The 15241-nt window shown below is 48.3% G+C and carries 20 protein-coding genes; 14 read left to right on the top strand and 6 right to left on the bottom strand.

Features of this window, described 5'->3' with window-relative positions; all coding sequences use genetic code 11:
- Positions 1 to 18 precede the first annotated feature (18 nt).
- The 4 genes from JNUCC31_RS09720 to JNUCC31_RS09705 all read right to left on the bottom strand — a co-directional run bounded on the left by JNUCC31_RS09720 (position 19) and on the right by JNUCC31_RS09705 (position 2024).
- A complete protein-coding gene (locus JNUCC31_RS09720; RefSeq protein WP_379386122.1) occupies positions 19 to 369 on the bottom strand; it encodes a DUF5665 domain-containing protein in 351 nt (116 codons plus the stop codon).
- A gap of 94 nt (positions 370 to 463) precedes the next feature.
- A complete protein-coding gene (locus JNUCC31_RS09715; RefSeq protein ID WP_192270774.1) occupies positions 464 to 871 on the bottom strand; it encodes a YtxH domain-containing protein in 408 nt (135 codons plus the stop codon).
- A 65-nt stretch (positions 872 to 936) separates the two neighbouring features.
- A complete protein-coding gene (locus JNUCC31_RS09710; protein WP_053778976.1) occupies positions 937 to 1194 on the bottom strand; it encodes a GlsB/YeaQ/YmgE family stress response membrane protein in 258 nt (85 codons plus the stop codon).
- A 134-nt stretch (positions 1195 to 1328) separates the two neighbouring features.
- Positions 1329 to 2024: a phosphatase PAP2 family protein gene (locus tag JNUCC31_RS09705; protein WP_192270771.1), complete on the bottom strand. Its 696-nt coding sequence runs from the start codon at positions 2022 to 2024 to the stop codon at positions 1329 to 1331.
- Between the two features lie 180 nt (positions 2025 to 2204).
- On the opposite strand from JNUCC31_RS09705, the gene JNUCC31_RS09700 reads away from it, so the two are divergent.
- Both JNUCC31_RS09700 and JNUCC31_RS09695 read left to right on the top strand, forming a co-directional pair.
- Positions 2205 to 3224, top strand: coding sequence for an asparaginase (locus JNUCC31_RS09700; RefSeq protein WP_192270769.1), 1020 nt, complete (start codon positions 2205 to 2207; stop codon positions 3222 to 3224).
- A 143-nt stretch (positions 3225 to 3367) separates the two neighbouring features.
- Complete coding sequence (locus JNUCC31_RS09695; protein WP_192270767.1) at positions 3368 to 4093, top strand: pirin family protein; 726 nt, start codon at positions 3368 to 3370, stop codon at positions 4091 to 4093.
- 192 nt (positions 4094 to 4285) lie between these two features.
- Here the strand turns inward: JNUCC31_RS09695 and JNUCC31_RS09690 are convergent, their stop codons facing one another.
- Entirely contained in the window at positions 4286 to 4510 is a 225-nt protein-coding gene (locus tag JNUCC31_RS09690) for a DUF1128 domain-containing protein (RefSeq protein ID WP_062325819.1), read from the bottom strand.
- Between the two features lie 160 nt (positions 4511 to 4670).
- On the opposite strand from JNUCC31_RS09690, the gene yyaC reads away from it, so the two are divergent.
- The 5 genes from yyaC to JNUCC31_RS33235 all read left to right on the top strand — a co-directional run bounded on the left by yyaC (position 4671) and on the right by JNUCC31_RS33235 (position 10940).
- Entirely contained in the window at positions 4671 to 5207 is a 537-nt protein-coding gene (gene yyaC / locus JNUCC31_RS09685) for a spore protease YyaC (protein ID WP_228469598.1), read from the top strand.
- Between the two features lie 83 nt (positions 5208 to 5290).
- Entirely contained in the window at positions 5291 to 6082 is a 792-nt protein-coding gene (locus tag JNUCC31_RS09680; protein WP_192270765.1) for an alpha/beta fold hydrolase, read from the top strand.
- A gap of 242 nt (positions 6083 to 6324) precedes the next feature.
- Positions 6325 to 7014 carry a DUF6483 family protein gene (locus JNUCC31_RS09675; protein WP_192270763.1) on the top strand — a complete coding sequence of 230 codons (690 nt, stop codon included), beginning with the start codon at positions 6325 to 6327 and terminating at the stop codon, positions 7012 to 7014.
- Positions 7015 to 7102: 88 nt separating this feature from the next.
- Positions 7103 to 8389, top strand: coding sequence for a class I SAM-dependent methyltransferase (locus tag JNUCC31_RS09670; RefSeq protein WP_228469597.1), 1287 nt, complete (start codon positions 7103 to 7105; stop codon positions 8387 to 8389).
- A 1195-nt stretch (positions 8390 to 9584) separates the two neighbouring features.
- A complete protein-coding gene (locus JNUCC31_RS33235) occupies positions 9585 to 10940 on the top strand; it encodes an O-antigen ligase family protein (protein ID WP_323374369.1) in 1356 nt (451 codons plus the stop codon).
- 121 nt (positions 10941 to 11061) lie between these two features.
- Here JNUCC31_RS33235 and JNUCC31_RS09660 read toward each other — a convergent pair whose 3' ends face one another.
- Positions 11062 to 11409, bottom strand: a complete 348-nt coding sequence (locus tag JNUCC31_RS09660) for a dehydrogenase (RefSeq protein ID WP_192270757.1) — start codon at positions 11407 to 11409, stop codon at positions 11062 to 11064.
- 160 nt (positions 11410 to 11569) lie between these two features.
- On the opposite strand from JNUCC31_RS09660, the gene uptA reads away from it, so the two are divergent.
- The 7 genes from uptA (at position 11570) to JNUCC31_RS09625 (ending at position 15157) form a co-directional block, all read left to right on the top strand.
- Positions 11570 to 12184: an undecaprenyl phosphate transporter UptA gene (uptA, locus tag JNUCC31_RS09655; RefSeq protein WP_192270755.1), complete on the top strand. Its 615-nt coding sequence runs from the start codon at positions 11570 to 11572 to the stop codon at positions 12182 to 12184.
- A gap of 2 nt (positions 12185 to 12186) precedes the next feature.
- Positions 12187 to 12756 (top strand): thioredoxin family protein, encoded by a 570-nt coding sequence (locus JNUCC31_RS09650; protein WP_192270753.1) that lies wholly within the window; start codon positions 12187 to 12189, stop codon positions 12754 to 12756.
- Between the two features lie 6 nt (positions 12757 to 12762).
- Complete coding sequence (locus tag JNUCC31_RS09645) at positions 12763 to 13395, top strand: MBL fold metallo-hydrolase (protein WP_192270751.1); 633 nt, start codon at positions 12763 to 12765, stop codon at positions 13393 to 13395.
- Between the two features lie 311 nt (positions 13396 to 13706).
- Positions 13707 to 13958: a hypothetical protein gene (locus JNUCC31_RS09640; RefSeq protein WP_192270749.1), complete on the top strand. Its 252-nt coding sequence runs from the start codon at positions 13707 to 13709 to the stop codon at positions 13956 to 13958.
- A gap of 108 nt (positions 13959 to 14066) precedes the next feature.
- Complete coding sequence (sigY, locus tag JNUCC31_RS09635) at positions 14067 to 14609, top strand: RNA polymerase sigma factor SigY (RefSeq protein WP_192270747.1); 543 nt, start codon at positions 14067 to 14069, stop codon at positions 14607 to 14609.
- Positions 14596 to 14931, top strand: coding sequence for a DUF5345 family protein (locus tag JNUCC31_RS09630; protein WP_192270745.1), 336 nt, complete (start codon positions 14596 to 14598; stop codon positions 14929 to 14931). The genes sigY and JNUCC31_RS09630 overlap by 14 nt, the downstream gene beginning before the upstream one ends.
- Positions 14924 to 15157 (top strand): hypothetical protein, encoded by a 234-nt coding sequence (locus JNUCC31_RS09625; RefSeq protein WP_192270743.1) that lies wholly within the window; start codon positions 14924 to 14926, stop codon positions 15155 to 15157. The genes JNUCC31_RS09630 and JNUCC31_RS09625 overlap by 8 nt, the downstream gene beginning before the upstream one ends.
- The last annotated feature ends 84 nt before the right edge of the window (positions 15158 to 15241 follow it).

Raw genomic sequence — 15241 nt, 5'->3', positions numbered from 1 at the left:
AGACCTCGCCTGTGCCTTTTATTTTTTATAGTCTTCAATATAGCCCAGTAAGTCAGCGATATATTGTCCTACAATCGGCATATTCACGAATTGACTGAGAATAAAAGCGAGCAGACCAAGAACCACGAAGGTTCCTACCGTCAAACCCAAACCACGTGCCATACCCGCTGTGAAATTAGTAATGATGCGTTTTTTGGGACTACTGTAGTTTTCGATAATATCCTTGATCTGAGATTTTTCCAGACTGTCTGCAATTTGATCCAGCCGGGTATTTAGCCTTTTCACCTCATGACGTAATTCAAAAGGATGGTCGCTTGTATCATACTGTTGTACGGGTTTTCCTCCAGTGATGGGGGTATTGCCGTTCATTGTGACTTTGCTCATGTTCTTCCTCCTCTAATCGCAGTGGATAAAAAATAGCCAGCTGTATTCCAGCTGGCTATTGGTTACTCGATAACCTGCCTTACAAGCTGGTCGAGTTCAATTCTTTACGTGTATCTTCCTTTGCTTCTACGGAAGCGGCAGCCACTTCGTCCGATGCTTTGGAAGCTTCATTCGCTACATCAGCCGAAGCTTTTCTCACGGATTCCATAACGTCATTGCGGCCTTGATTTACCGTTTTCGCAATATCAGAAGTTTTGGAAGAAACGGTTTTAGCCAGTTCGGAGGCTTTATCGCCTACAACTGCTGCAACTTCCTTCGTACGATCTGTAACCATGCCGACTTTCTCGGAAAGGTCACCACGTAATTCGCGTCCGGGTTTAGGGGCGAAGAGTAACGCTGCAGCTGCTCCAAGCAAACCTCCAATGAAAATTCCTTTGGCGAAAGTTGAACCGCTTTGTACAGGATATTGTTCTTCTGCTTTATTCATGTCAAATCACTCCTTCTTCAAATTTAAGAAACGGATAACGAAACAACGAACACCTTGTTGACCGATCAGGCAGCCTGTCTGAACAGTCTGGACACAAGCCCCAGCAAAAAGACAAAGAGTGCTGTTCCAATGATGGCAGGGATCACGGCAAAGTTACCAATGACCGGCCCCCAGTTGCCAAGCAAGAGTGCTCCCAGCCAGGCTCCGACAAATCCGGCAATCATTGCACCGATAATGCCTCCGGGCATGTTATGACCAGCAAGTGCATCACCGATTACACCGATAATGACTGCCATCACAATGCTGATAATGATACCCCACATAACAACCGCCTCCTTTATGCTTGATGTAGGATGTTGTCTGTTCGCGTTTGCTTACTTCGTATATAAACGCGGGGCTTTCAGGTGAAACAACCAAAGTGAGGATGAACGAACCGGAAATGAGAAAATGTCATTCTTCAGACAGCGCGATTTATCCCTTTAACCATGCAGAAGATCCAAGCCAGACCAGCGGCGAATCCAGTAAAGACATCGGTTGGATAATGCACCCCCAGCATGATACGACTGATACCGATTAGCAATATGAACAACATTCCACAGAAGACAGGCAAAGCAATTCCAGATGCCCGTTGGTGCCGTTCAAGCGTCCAGATGACAAAAAGCATTCCGTAAAAACCCATCGAAATCATCGCATGTCCACTGGGAAAACTGTATCCGTGAACAACCGACAGATGATCCAGCTCAGGTCTGCCCCTCCTGAATATTTCCTTCAATAAGGTGTTGACGATCCACATCATGGCAAAACTGCTTAATAACGCATATCCATATATGAGGAAACGGGGACCTCGTTGCGACATGAAGAGTATACAGAAGCCGAGTGCTGCCATGGCTGAAATGTTGAATGAGCCAAGGGCAGTAATGAAGGAAATGAACGGAAACAGTTGAAGACGTGATTCCGAGTTCAGATAGAACCATTGCTGGATCTGGTTATCCAATGAAATGACCATATTGGTGCCCAATAACGCTCCCAGAGCTGCCAATATAAATACAACCGAAGCGCTGGCTATAATTCCTGCACCTGCCCAGATGAGCAGGTGGCGTATCGGATCTTTGCGATATGGCCCGGATAAGGATGAATACGTTTTGTGCAGCATAGATGAGTATCTCCTTTTGTAATGGGGATCGGGTAGGTAGAGTTTGATAAAAGATTACCCGGATGGCCTGTCGAAAAAACTGTAAAAACGTCGTTTTTGTACTATACTATTTAAGATATCCCATGCGGCGTCGTGACGCAAAGCAGAGATGAATTCGGGAGAATAAAGGAGAGAACTCGCATGGAGAGTACCCTGTTAATTAAAGAATACCGTGCGGACGTTATGGAATGCGCCCATTACGGACACATAAGCATTACGGATGAGAACGGCAATGTTGTATATTCAGCCGGCGACCCTCATTTTAGAGCGTTTACCCGTTCATCCGCCAAACCTTTTCAGGCGATTCCTGGGATTCGGGCTGGTATTGCCGGGCATTATGGGCTGACAGCTCAGGAGATTGCCATTATGTCTTCCTCGCACCGATCGGAACCGATGCATATTCAAGTTTTGGAGCAGTTGGAAAGCAAAATAGGATTGGGAGAAGAATGCCTGATCTGTGCACCAAGTTATCCCCTAAATGAAGAAAGCCGGAACCAATGGCTGCGTGGTCAAGGAGAGAAGCGTCGTATCCTGCACAATTGTTCGGGAAAACATCTGGGTATTCTTGGTTACGCTCAGATGAAACAGGCCGATCTGGACACTTATGCTGAACCAGAACATCCAGTGCAACGTGAAATTTTGGAGACGATGGCTTATATGGCAGGTATTGAGGAGAGAGAGATTAAATTGGGGACGGATGGCTGCGGCTTTCCGGTATTTTCGTTGCCGTTGTCGGCATTGTCGAATGCATATCTGAAGCTAGCCTGTCCGGATCTGATCGAAGATTCGTCCACACGTGCTGCGGTAGAGACCATTACTGCAGCCATGCACGAATATCCTCTAATGGTAGGAGGGACAGGGCGTGTGGATTCGGTGCTGCTTGAAGACAGCAACATTGTTGCCAAGGGCGGATTCAAGGGTGTGTTTGGTTTTGCCCTGAAAAAGGAACGTCTTGGAATTTCATTCAAAGTACTTGACGGTTCGGAAGAAGAATGGGCTTGGATTGCCCAATCCATCCTGGAGCAGATCGGATATAACAATCGGAAAACCATTGAACGATTGGCAGAAGTATACCCACCTGACATTCGGAACGACGCGGGTAAAGTCGTGGGTCGAGCAGACAGCGAATTCAAGCTTCACTCACCTGAAGAAAGCCTATAACCTATAAGCAAGGGGCGTGATTAGAATTTCCAGGCTGCGGGTAAAGATGACATACCAACTGGTATTGATCTATAAATTCTAAATATACACGCATGAACTGCTGCGAAGGTGTGGCAGCTCTAAACCCTTGGAGGTGGATGAACATGATTAAAGTAGTGACATCGGAAGAAAGGCACACGTCGGATCGAGGTTGGATACACAGCGAATTCAGCTTTTCCTTTGCGGACTATGATGATCCAAGCAATGCCCATTTTGGTTGTTTATTGGCTCATAATGACAACACGCTGATGCCGCAGGAAGGCTTTAAGCGACATCCGCATCATGACTTGGAGATTGTAAGTTATGTGATCTCCGGTACGCTGAAACATACGGACAGTATGGGAACGGAACAATTGTTGGAACCGGGGACGGTTCAGGTCATGAGTGCGGGTACCGGGGTGGAGCATTCAGAGACTAATCCATCCGAGGATGAACCTGTACGTTTCCTGCAGATGTGGTTTCTGCCATCCCACCGCATGCTGAAGCCCTCGTATACCAATCGTCGTATAGAGGAACAGGAGTATCTGAACCGTCTTTGTCCGATTGTTTCGGGACAAGAGAGCGAAGGAGCAGAGGGGGCATTGTCTATCTCACAAGATGTGACTTGCTATTTATCTCAACTGGAATCCGGGAAAAAATTAATGTACCCTCAACATGAAGATAGGCGCACACATCTCTTTCTGATCCGTGGTCATATCGAGATCGTATGCTCGGATGGCAACTTCAATCTCAAGCCGGGAGATGCTGCGCGAATTCGCAAAAGTTGTGATCTGCAAATTACAGCTACAGGCAGCGAGCCCGCTGAATTTGTACTGGTTGATTTGCCCTAATGACAGAGGGAGAGCCAACCGATGAATATGCCTTAAAGCATGACGCAGTCTGTACTATACGAGCAGTCTTGAAAAATAAGAACGCACAAAAGGACCTGTGTCCACTGTAATGTGGAGAACAGGTCCTTTTGTGCCGGTTTCTCTAGTATGACTTCATCAAAGGGTTGACAAAAGTCCATGAGCAATGTCGCTCTAAGACTTGCGGAGTTTACCCAGTTCGGAAGCAACAGCTTCGACCTCAGAGATGCTCAGATGTTCCTTGCCCAGAACCATCTCATACAGATCAAACAGATCTTCATACTTGTCGAGTGGGAAAGCAGAAGCCTGCATGGCAGCTCCACTGGCCATCCGCAACTTGGTTTTAATCGCTTCAATCATATATTCCATATTGGCTGCGCTTGCTTGTGTTAAATCCATCGTAATGTTCATCCCTTCCGTATCGGAAACTGTTGTTATTGTATCATGATTGGACAAGCCCAGGCCAATGCTTTTGCGGGGAATCGGAGCTTCGGGTAAAATGAGGAATACAACAAATAAATCTTGGTAGGGAGTACAGGTGAGAAGGGGAGAAGACAGATTGTCATTGTATAAGCGGGAAATGGTCCGACACCAGAGCAGAGAAACCGGCAGAAGTGTCCAGGGTGAAGACTTGGTCGTATTCTTCAAAAAAATCGTTCAGCTTCATTCACCGCATGAAATCACCTTCGTATGTATTGGGACGGACCGTTCGACAGGGGATGCACTGGGTCCTCTGACGGGAAGTTTGCTACAGGAGCACGGAGTAAAACACGTCGTGGGGACGCTGGCTTCACCTTGTGATGCAGATTCGCTGGAGAAAAGGCTGGCGCTGGTCCCGTCCCATCATGCTATCATCGCCATTGATGCCTGTCTGGGTCCGAAACAGGCAACAGGGACTTATTATCTCGCGGATCATGCACTTGTTCCGGCCAAATCAGTTAACGGCAAGCTGCCTCCGGTAGGGCACTATAGCGTGGCGGCCGTAGTCAATGCCAATGGCCCCAGACCTTATTCCATTCTGCAGATGACCTCCCTTCATTTCGTTATGGGTATGTCCCGAACGATTGCTGAGGCTGTTGTCGAAGCCTTGGAATAAAAATATTCGTTTCATTAATGAGATGTAGGCTTAATAATATACAACTTGAAATTAATTTAATTCGCGCAGAGAGAGGGATTTATATGGAAAAAGTGATGTGTGACGGAACGACGATTTGTTATGCCGAACAAGGTAAGGGAGAAGCACTCATTTTGCTCCACGGATACTGCGGCAGTTCATCCTACTGGGATGAAGTTGTACCTGAGCTTGCACGATCCTATCGTTGCATCGTACCCGATCTGCGTGGACATGGTAAAACGGATGCACCTGTAGGTACATATACCATCGATCAGATGGGCAATGACGTATTGCAATTAATGGACGAGTTGAAGGTGGAAAAGGCCGTCCTGCTGGGACACTCCATGGGTGGATATATTGCACTCTCCATCGCACAGCGTCATCCGGAACGACTGAACGCCTTCGGATTGATTCATTCCACAGCATATCCGGACAGTGAAGAAGGCAAGGAGAAAAGACTCCGCGCCGTATCCACCATTCAAACGGAGGGGATTGTCCACTTTGTAGACGGATTGGTTCCTGGGCTGTTTGCACCAGAACATGTGGAGTCGTTATCGGCACAAGTCAGTCGTGTGAAAGAGATTGGTTACCAGACTGCGCCGCAAGGGGCGGCGGGAGCTGCACTCGCTATGCGGGAACGGCCGGATCGCCGTGATGTATTGTCTGCTACGCCGCTGCCGGTTCTGCTGGTTGCCGGAGAGAAAGATGCCGTCATTCCGCCGGAACGTACATTTACAAGTGACAAACCGCATATCGTGCAAGCCGTGATTCCTGGAGCAGGCCATATGAGCATGTATGAAGCTCCGGAAGAATTAGTTCGGGTCATTAAAGCATTTTTGACGGGTTTATCGAAGTGATTTTTTTGGAATATAAATAGGGGGTGCGATGACTTAGCCTACGCTAGGGATCATTTGGCACCTGCATGACCCCTGCAGCGTTCACTCATGAACAGCAGGGGTTATGTTATATTGGTCACAGGCCAGAGCATGGATGAAGCCGTGTTTTGGCTTTTTGTCATGGCATGAATTAAAATAATGAGAATGGATCATGAAAATGAAACTGGGATGTATACTGATCGAACAATGAGGGGGCATTTAGGATGTTCAGGAAAGATTATCTGCTCCGCATGATGGAGGAAATGACCGAAGCGATCGGCAAAGTATTTACACTCAAACAACAGCGCAAACATACGGAGGCTCTGTCCGAACTGGACGAGCTGCTGCGTAGACAGTTTGGCTTAAATTTATCTTTGCTGAACTCACTGCCTGCGGAGGATGTCATTGAAATGTTCCGTTTTCGTGGTGTCATAGAAGTGGACAATCTGCAGCAAGCCGCCAGGCTTATTGAGGAAGAGGCATATATATATCATGAAAAGGCCAAAGTAGAGGGCATAGACGACCAAGAAAAGCTGGAGTCAGAGGATGAAGCACTTATTCGATTGATGAGAGCACTTCACTTTTATCTGTATGCACTCCACAATGGGGCCAATCCGAAGCTGCTGGATGCCCCGGGTCGAGTCGAAGGGATATTAGCGCAAATTAGAGGATATGAACTGCCTGCACGAACGGAAAAACAGCTTGCATTGTATCGGGAACAGCAGGGGCGTTATGATCAGGCAGAGAACAGCTGGTACAGACTATTGCAGGTAGACGATGAACATCCCGTTCATTATCGCGATGATGTGCAGGCATTCTACGAAAGATTAATACTGCTTGAAGACCAGCAGCTGCAAGAAGGGGGCCTGCCCCGTGAGGAAGTCGAAGAGGGGCTTGCTGAGCTGAGCCGTTAACGGATTGGAATATGCGCCTTAGCCTTAACTTGGAGAGGGAACGGAATTGTGGTATGGTAACGGTTGACCAAACCAAATCGAAAGTGAGATGTACCCCGTGGATTCATTGCGAAAGCTTATACAAGACATCTTTGAACAGAATTCGCTGATCTCAGCGACCTGGAGCCAGCTGCGCAGACGGGACAATGTCTCGTATACCAAAGTGCAAGTCAAGCCGGTAACGCTGAAGAACCAGTTACACTATCAATTCGCATTTCACTATAACAACAAAGTGCTGCACGAGAATTTGACTCCGGCTGAAGCGGCAGAACGCATGACTTTGCTATTCGAAGAGACGTTTCGTCAAGGGCTGCTCTGTACAACAGATGCAGACTATCAAATATTGATCAGCAAAAAATATAAAGTGTCCATACTGACCAAGTCCCCTTCTAAGATTGCGGTGGACCTCTCGCATAATCGCAAAAAGCAATATGTGCTGGAAGAGGGAGTTCCCGTCTCGTTCCTGGTTGAGCTGGGGATCATGAATGAAGAAGGTCGTGTGCTGGCCCGCAAGTATGACAAGTTTAGACAGATCAACCGTTTCCTCGAAATGGTGCAGGATGTCATTCCCCACTTGCCGGAGGAACGCCCACTCACCATTGTTGATTTTGGCTGCGGAAAGTCGTATCTGACCTTTGCTTTATATCATTATTTGTCCGTACAGCAGCGCAGATCACTCCAGATTATTGGGCTCGATCTGAAGGCCGATGTCATCGAACATTGCAATGATCTGGCGAACAAGCTTCATTATGGTGATCTGAAGTTTCTTGTCGGAGACATTGCCGATTACGATGAACTAAACGAAGTGGATATGGTCGTGACGCTGCATGCCTGTGATACAGCTACCGATGCCGCACTAGAGAAAGCCGTTCGTTGGGGGGCTTCGGTCATTCTTTCTGTACCGTGCTGCCAGCATGAGCTGTTTGACCAGATTGAGTCTACTGTGATGAATCCGTTGTTGTCGCATGGTATTCTGAAGGAACGTTTCTCTGCATTGGCAACGGATGCCATCCGGGCTAAACTGCTCGATCTGATGGGATACAAAACGCAATTGCTGGAATTTATCGATATGGAACATACACCGAAGAATATTTTGATCCGTGCAGTACGCGGCCAGGCAGGCCAAACGGCTGACATGTGGAACGAATATACCGCGTTCCGTGATTTCATTCATGCAGATCCTTATTTGGAGCGAGCATGCGCCGATTTGCTTCCGGGCGGTACCCATCCAGTAGAAGCGGTGCAGAACACGGTAACAGACTCTAACCAGGCCACTTCCACTGGTGAATCCATTAAAGAAGCCGTCAATGATTCGACCCATTGCGATCATTGCTAAATTAGATGGGGTTCAGGCGAATGTTATGAAAAGATGGATGATATTCGGATGGTAGATGGTAAAAAAGATTGAGGTACAGATGCATGGTTTGTACTTGGGGATTGAAGCAAATCGTCTGCCGTCCTCTTTGACGGGACATACTGGTACGAGGGTCCCATCAAGGAAGATTCATGTAACGCACAGTTTTGCCATAGTGCTTCCAAAAAAAGCAGTTCAACGCCTAATGTAAATCAGGCAGAAGACCCTATGAACGGGAGCTTCTGTCTTTTTTGTTTTTCTGATGAGGGAGGCCGGAAGTTGCTCTGTAAAAGTAAGAGAGAAAGGAGGTAGAAAAGTGGAGCGCATGGAATCGAAAAGGACGGCCACATGGGAGAGGGTTAAGGGTTTAAAAGCTCCCAACATATCTGATAGGGAGGGGAGATTGGGATCTGCATTGACCCTCGTACTGGGTGCATTCGCATGTATCTTATTGTTGCTCGCCTGTCTGAAGAAGGGGCTGTACTATCCTGCGGACGTATATTCCCTAGTTCTGGTGGCATCCGGGAGTACATGGATACTGTTGATCATATGTCTCATTTTGCAAAAAAGGAATGGACCTGCGAGGATTGCACAGCGGATGGAAAGTGATGATAAAACAAATTCGGTGTTTCAGTTTATGGGTCACAACCATATCTACTGGTTCATCTGGCCGCTGGGTATGGCCATCTGGTTTGGCCTGCATGCATGGGTAGGTTCTGTAAGTTTACAGGGCAGCCTGGATGAGATGCTGCGCTGGAGCCTGCTGGCGATATTTGCGGTGCTTACTGCGCTGCTGGCCGCACGCGAGAACGGAGCGAGATGGTTTGCCTGCGGCTGGCAATTGGCAGGCGGCTTGCTTGTGCTAAGCGGCTTGCTTGCCGCATGTGGAGTGCTGCCGCTGCCTTATGGGGTCATGCGAACCGCTGACCCCGAGATCAGCTCCGCCGGAGCCCGGCTCGGCGGATTGCTGCAATACCCCAATGCGTACGGCGCCGTTGTCGGCATGTACGCATTGGAGCGGCTGGCCGCCGCCGCGCGCGCCATGGCCCGACCCTTGTCGGCCGGGCGGCTCATCGCGGCAGTGCTGCCGCTCATGCCCGCGCAAGCTGCGCTCCTGCTGAGCGAGTCGCGCGGCGCCTGGCTGGCGACCGGCTGCGCCGCGATCGCCGCCTTCGCTTTGCAGCGGCGCGGTGCCCGCCTGCCGCTGCTGCTGGCCATGGCCGCGCCACTGGCGTGCGCGGCCTGGCTTTTCCGCCAGCTGGCTGCTGCCCAGCTGGCGCCTGCACCCGTGCCCGGCCTGCTGGCCCTGGCCGGGGCATGGGCAGCTGCGCTGCTCGGCACGCTGCTGCTGTGCCGTCTGTGGCACAGCGGCGCTCGTGAGCGCGCCACTGCCCTCACGGCCACGGGGCTGGCGGGAATCACCGCCGCAGCCCTGGCCGTGGCCTCCACCGCCGACCGCATGGCGGCTGGTGTCGGCACAGGGCTGTCCCGCCTTCAGCTGTGGCGGGACGCCCTGAAGCTCTGGACCGAGGCCGCATGGCTGGGCCACGGGGGTGATACATGGCGCAACATGTTTCGCGCCATCCAATCCTCGCCTTATGTCGGAGGCGAGGTTCATAACGGCATCCTTGATCTCGCCCTCGATACAGGCGTGATCGGTGTATTGCTTATCGCGGGTTGGTTTCTTTTTACCCTGCGGACCATGTGGAGGTTCGCGCCTCACCTATTGCCTGTCTTTCTTATTTTTGTACTTCATGGCGCAATGGACTTTGACTGGAGTTTCACCTTCCTCTGGATGATGTTTATTTGGATAGGGGGCTGGGCCCATTCGTCACAACCTCAACAGCATGTCGAGGCTTACAACAAACGCCCCCGTATTTCCCCCCAGTTGAGTCTGTGGTCTCCGATACTAACCGGATTGTTCATCTTGTTCTGGCTTGGCGGAACAGCCTGGCTGGCTGGCCACCAATGGGCAGCAGAACATCAATATCGTATGGCCATTTCCAAAGCTGCAGGAAGCACTGAGCAAAAGACGTTGCTTGCTTCGGCGCATAAATTCAATTCATACAGGGCGGATATTGTCCTCTCTCTGTCACGCATACTGCCTGCCAAAGAAGCTGAGATCATATTGCTCAAAAGCCTGTACCATTCCCCGGTTAACCCTCAACTCTATCAGGAGTTAGGTCTATGGGCTGCACGATCCGGCCTGGGGGAGCAGGCTGGGGAATATTTTGAGCGATCCATCGCCTTGAACCGTTATGATGCCTCAAGTCAGTCCCTGGCTTTGTATTGCATGGAACAAGCATCACGTCTGGAACTTGCAGCAGGATACACAGATCGGGCAAAACAGACCGCTGCTGCCGGAGTACGAATATATGAACGGTATAGACAGCTGGCTGAAGAAGTGGCAGCAGGGCAAGAGAGAAATGATCGGCGTTTTGGACTTGAAGATGAAGCATTACGTCATGGGGGCAATCTGGTCATGTTGGCTTCTGGTCCGCCTGCTTCAGATTTGACCAGACGGAGTCCATGAATATTTGACCTCACGCAGTGATCAACCAAAGTATAGCTCAAGCAAGCCTCAGCTCAGGTACAACTCAGATCCAGCAACATGAAGACCATTACCTTGTTGTCAACCTATCCATTACGCCAATCTACAGGCGATACCCGCCGAAAGCCTGCTGAAATGCTCCTTGCAGAGGTTCCAGCTCCACACCCCATAGAGCTGCAATATCGGCACTGACATCGGCATTCCACCATTCGCATAATTTCTTGCGATTATCCCGATGTTCACCGATCCAGAGCAGATTGGCGATGACCTTACCATAATACAGTTCTTCTGCCTGCTTCATCAGTTCGGGCGAAATGTATACCTTTAGCTTTTTGGCAGTTCGATACAACTCCTTGCTGCAAGCCCTGCGGATTCCGCGGGCGGAAGGCAGTTTCTGGCCTGGAGTGTTATGTTTTACCGGGGGAGTACCGGGTGTTAATTTGGGTGACATCTTCTCACGCTCCTCTCCCGATACCATATGCGAACCGCTGCCTTCGGGACACTATCCCAAATGGATGAAGTAGCAACGGATAGAGGCCTGTGATAAAATAGGGACGAACATCCATGGTGCGGAGAGGCACTGCCAATCAGGATGAAGAAAGAGGGTCGAGATGGACTTTATTCATAACATTGTCAATCAATTATTCGATTGGATTCAGAGCCTTGGATACTTTGGAATTATGTTTGGATTAATGCTTGAAGTTATTCCAAGTGAAATTGTATTGGCATATGGAGGTTTTCTCGTTTCACAAGGCCATATTAATTTTTTCGGTGCAATGATTTTTGGTACCGTGGGCGGTGTCATAGCCCAGCTATTTATTTACTGGATTGGCCGTTATGGTGGAAGGCCTGTACTTGAACGTTACGGAAAATACATACTGATCCAGAAAAAGCACATCGACCATTCCGAAGAATGGTTCCGCAAGTATGGTACAGGTGTCATTTTCACGGCGCGTTTTGTTCCGGTCGTAAGACATGCCATATCGATTCCTGCGGGGATATCCAAAATGCATACGGGTCGATTTATTTTACTGACAACCCTCGCTGTTATACCTTGGTCTGCATTGTTTATATATTTAGGGATGATACTTGGAGATCAATGGCAACATATCAACGAAAAAGCGGCACCTTATATTATGCCGATTCTGCTTGTTGCTCTGGCACTTATGATTATTTATGTACTGATTAAATGGATGAATGTTCGTAAAAAGAAGGGAAGTGTCTAGTTATGGGAAAACCAAACTTGTCTCACAAATTCGGTAAAGGCCTGCCGCCGAAAGAATTCATTGAGAGCATGACCAAGAACCAAAGTGAATTTCAGGCAAACTATGACAACTTTGTATGGCCGAGCGAGGATGATCGTGAATTTTTTGAAAGCTTGAATCACCGCGATGATTTGCGTGTGTTAATTCTGGCTGCTGACTGGTGTGGTGATGTGGTACGCAATATTCCGGTTGTGTTCCAGGCATTGGAAATCTCCGGCATTCCGACAGAAGTTCTTATTATGGAAAATCATCCTGAAGTGATGGATGAGTTCCTTACGATGGGCGGACGCTCAGTCCCTGTTGTCATTTTTGCAGATACAGGCGGACATGTGCTGGGCCAATGGGGGCCTCGTCCACAACATGTGCAGGAGGTTATGATTGAATTCAAACGTCTCAATCCGGACCGTGAAGCCGCAGATTATCAGGATAATCTGGCTGCTGCACGTCAAGAGATAGGGAAACGTTATGGGGAAGGAACGGAGTCAAATGCAGCTATTATCCGCGAGCTGCGTGAACTGATTTCGGGTTACTAAGCCGATATGCTAAACATTCGTACCTTTTCATTGGGACCGCTCCAGACCAATGCGTATCTTTTGCAGGGGGATGATCCCGGTAAAGCTGTAATCATTGACCCGGGAATGAATCCGGGCCCGTTGCTCAAAGCCATTCAGGATCTGGAGATTGAAGCGATCCTGCTGACTCACGCGCATTTTGATCATATGGGCGGTGTCGATGAAATTCGCAAATTAAAAGGCTGTCCCGTTTATTTGCATGACTTGGAGAGTGACTGGCTCACGACACCGAAATTGAATGGTTCTTTGAACTGGCCGCAGGCTACCCCGCCGCTTTCGACAGATCCGGCTGAATATGCCATGGACGAAGGGCAGACTTTGAGCTTTATTGGTCAGACGTTCAAAGTGTACCATACACCCGGACACTCACCAGGCAGTGTAAGTCTGTTATGCGGTGATGATCTGTTCGCAGGTGATGTTCTGTTCCGTATGGGGGTGGGCAGAACGGATCTGACCGGAGGCCGTGAACGGGATCTGATTGATTCGATCCAGAACAAGCTGTACACCTTCTCGGATGAGGTCAAAGTGTATCCGGGTCATGGCCCAAAAACGACAATTGGTTATGAGAAAAAGAACAATCCTTATGTGTCTGCAAGATGATCCGACAATTTATGTGAAGAAAGTCTGGACAAGTGACAACTTTTTCATTAGAATAGCAATTAGTTGTTACAAGCATTAAGTCAACATCTAACTGAAGCAGTGAAAAGAAACACCCTAACTTGCGAAGCACGCAGACTGTGGTCTATACCCGGTTTGCGTTCTTTTTTTGTTTTCAGGCTTTTTTATCAATGTTACATCTCGTTTAACCTTACATATAGCTCGTTGACAAGTATCTATAGAAGATCGTTCTAGTCCATTTAGTTAGTCGAATTATAATAAGCTTGAGATGATAAGAGAGCGAGGAATTAGAAGTGGAGAAAAAGCGAGTGATCCAGTTGGGACAACGTGCCGAACATCTAATCAGCGAAGAATACCGTCGAATAACAGAAAGTAACAGAATAGAATCCATTACTCAGCCTTCTCAATTACATAACTACATGAATAAAGAGATGAATCAAATTAAGGATCAACAGCAGAATATATGGAGAAGTCGTTTATTCAGAAGCGGAGCCCGCAACCAACGGTGGTTCGACAAACTGCAAGATTACCGAAATGAAGTCTGATTGCCCGGGAAATTGTCGGCTTCAGATTTTTTTTTTGACCATATTGAACGTTTCTGCAGAGCCTGTCGTAATAACATTAGACTGAGCGGAAAGCAGGTGATGATCCAGATGAAAGCAGCCGAACTGGAAGAGGTCCAGAGAGCGATACAGGGAGATGACGCAGCACTGGCAGAACTGCTTCAGCGTCACTACGTTTTTGTATATAAGTATCTTGTCAAAGTAACGATGGACCCCAATGTTGCGGAGGAGACAGTACAGGATACGATGATCCGATGTATGGAAAATATCCACAGGTATGATGGTTCGTCTGCCTTTTCGTCATGGATGATTACGATTGCCACCCGTATATATATCGACAAGACAAGACGCAGGAGAAGAGAACAGATCTGGCTGGAATCCATACGAAATCAGGCTGTACGAAAATTACGCTGGCAGTTTGACATCAGGAATGAGGAATGGACAGACGTTATGGATGCCATGACTAGGTTAACACCAGAACATCGTATTGCCGTACTTCTGAAGCATTATTATGGCTATGGATATGATGAAATAGGAGAAATGCTGGGGATTCCATCCGGAACGGCTAAATCAAGAACGGCGTATGGTCTTCGTCAGTTGAGAAAGGAGCTGGATGAACATGAGCAGATCTGATGAACATGATGAACAAGAAATCGTGGCACGGATGCAACAGCAGATGAGTGTGCTGGATGATGCGTATGAGCCTGTAAACATCCCTTCATTAGCTTCACTTGAAGCCCAAGTCAGGGAGCGACGGCAAGTCAGAAGAAGAGCCAATCGAATCGAAATGATCATGTTCTGGATTGTTGGCTTGTTCGTTATCGCTTTTGGTGTGCTGCTATTCCATTCGGCGCCAGTTCTATATTTGGGTATTCAGGCGCTCAGTCTGGGAGCTGCGATTGCCGTGGTAGCAATCTGGACAGGAAGACGCCGGAAGGAGACCCGCCATGAATGATCTGCACTATTCATTGAACGAGATTCCTCTCGTATGGATGATTTTGATTGCCATTCTTTTGCTGATTCAGGGAACATGGATTTTTCAGGATGCGCGGAGGCGTGGCCGTTTTCCCTGGTTATGGGGATTGTGGGGAATTACCGGATTCCCAACGCCTTTGATCATATATTGGTTTATTGTGGTGCGAACAGATCGCAAACCCCCTAGGCAAACATCGGGTAAATGATAGAATTTACGGAATGAAAAAAAGATTTTGCACAAATGTTTTGTTTAATTCTAGTAATCGTAGACATCGCTATTCTTTTCTAGT

Origin of the sequence: Paenibacillus sp. JNUCC-31, from assembly GCF_014844075.1 — a bacterium.
In the GTDB taxonomy this organism is placed as follows: domain Bacteria; phylum Bacillota; class Bacilli; order Paenibacillales; family Paenibacillaceae; genus Paenibacillus.
The sequence above is the reverse complement of the archived record's forward strand: the minus strand, read 5'-3'. Positions and strand labels throughout refer to the sequence as shown.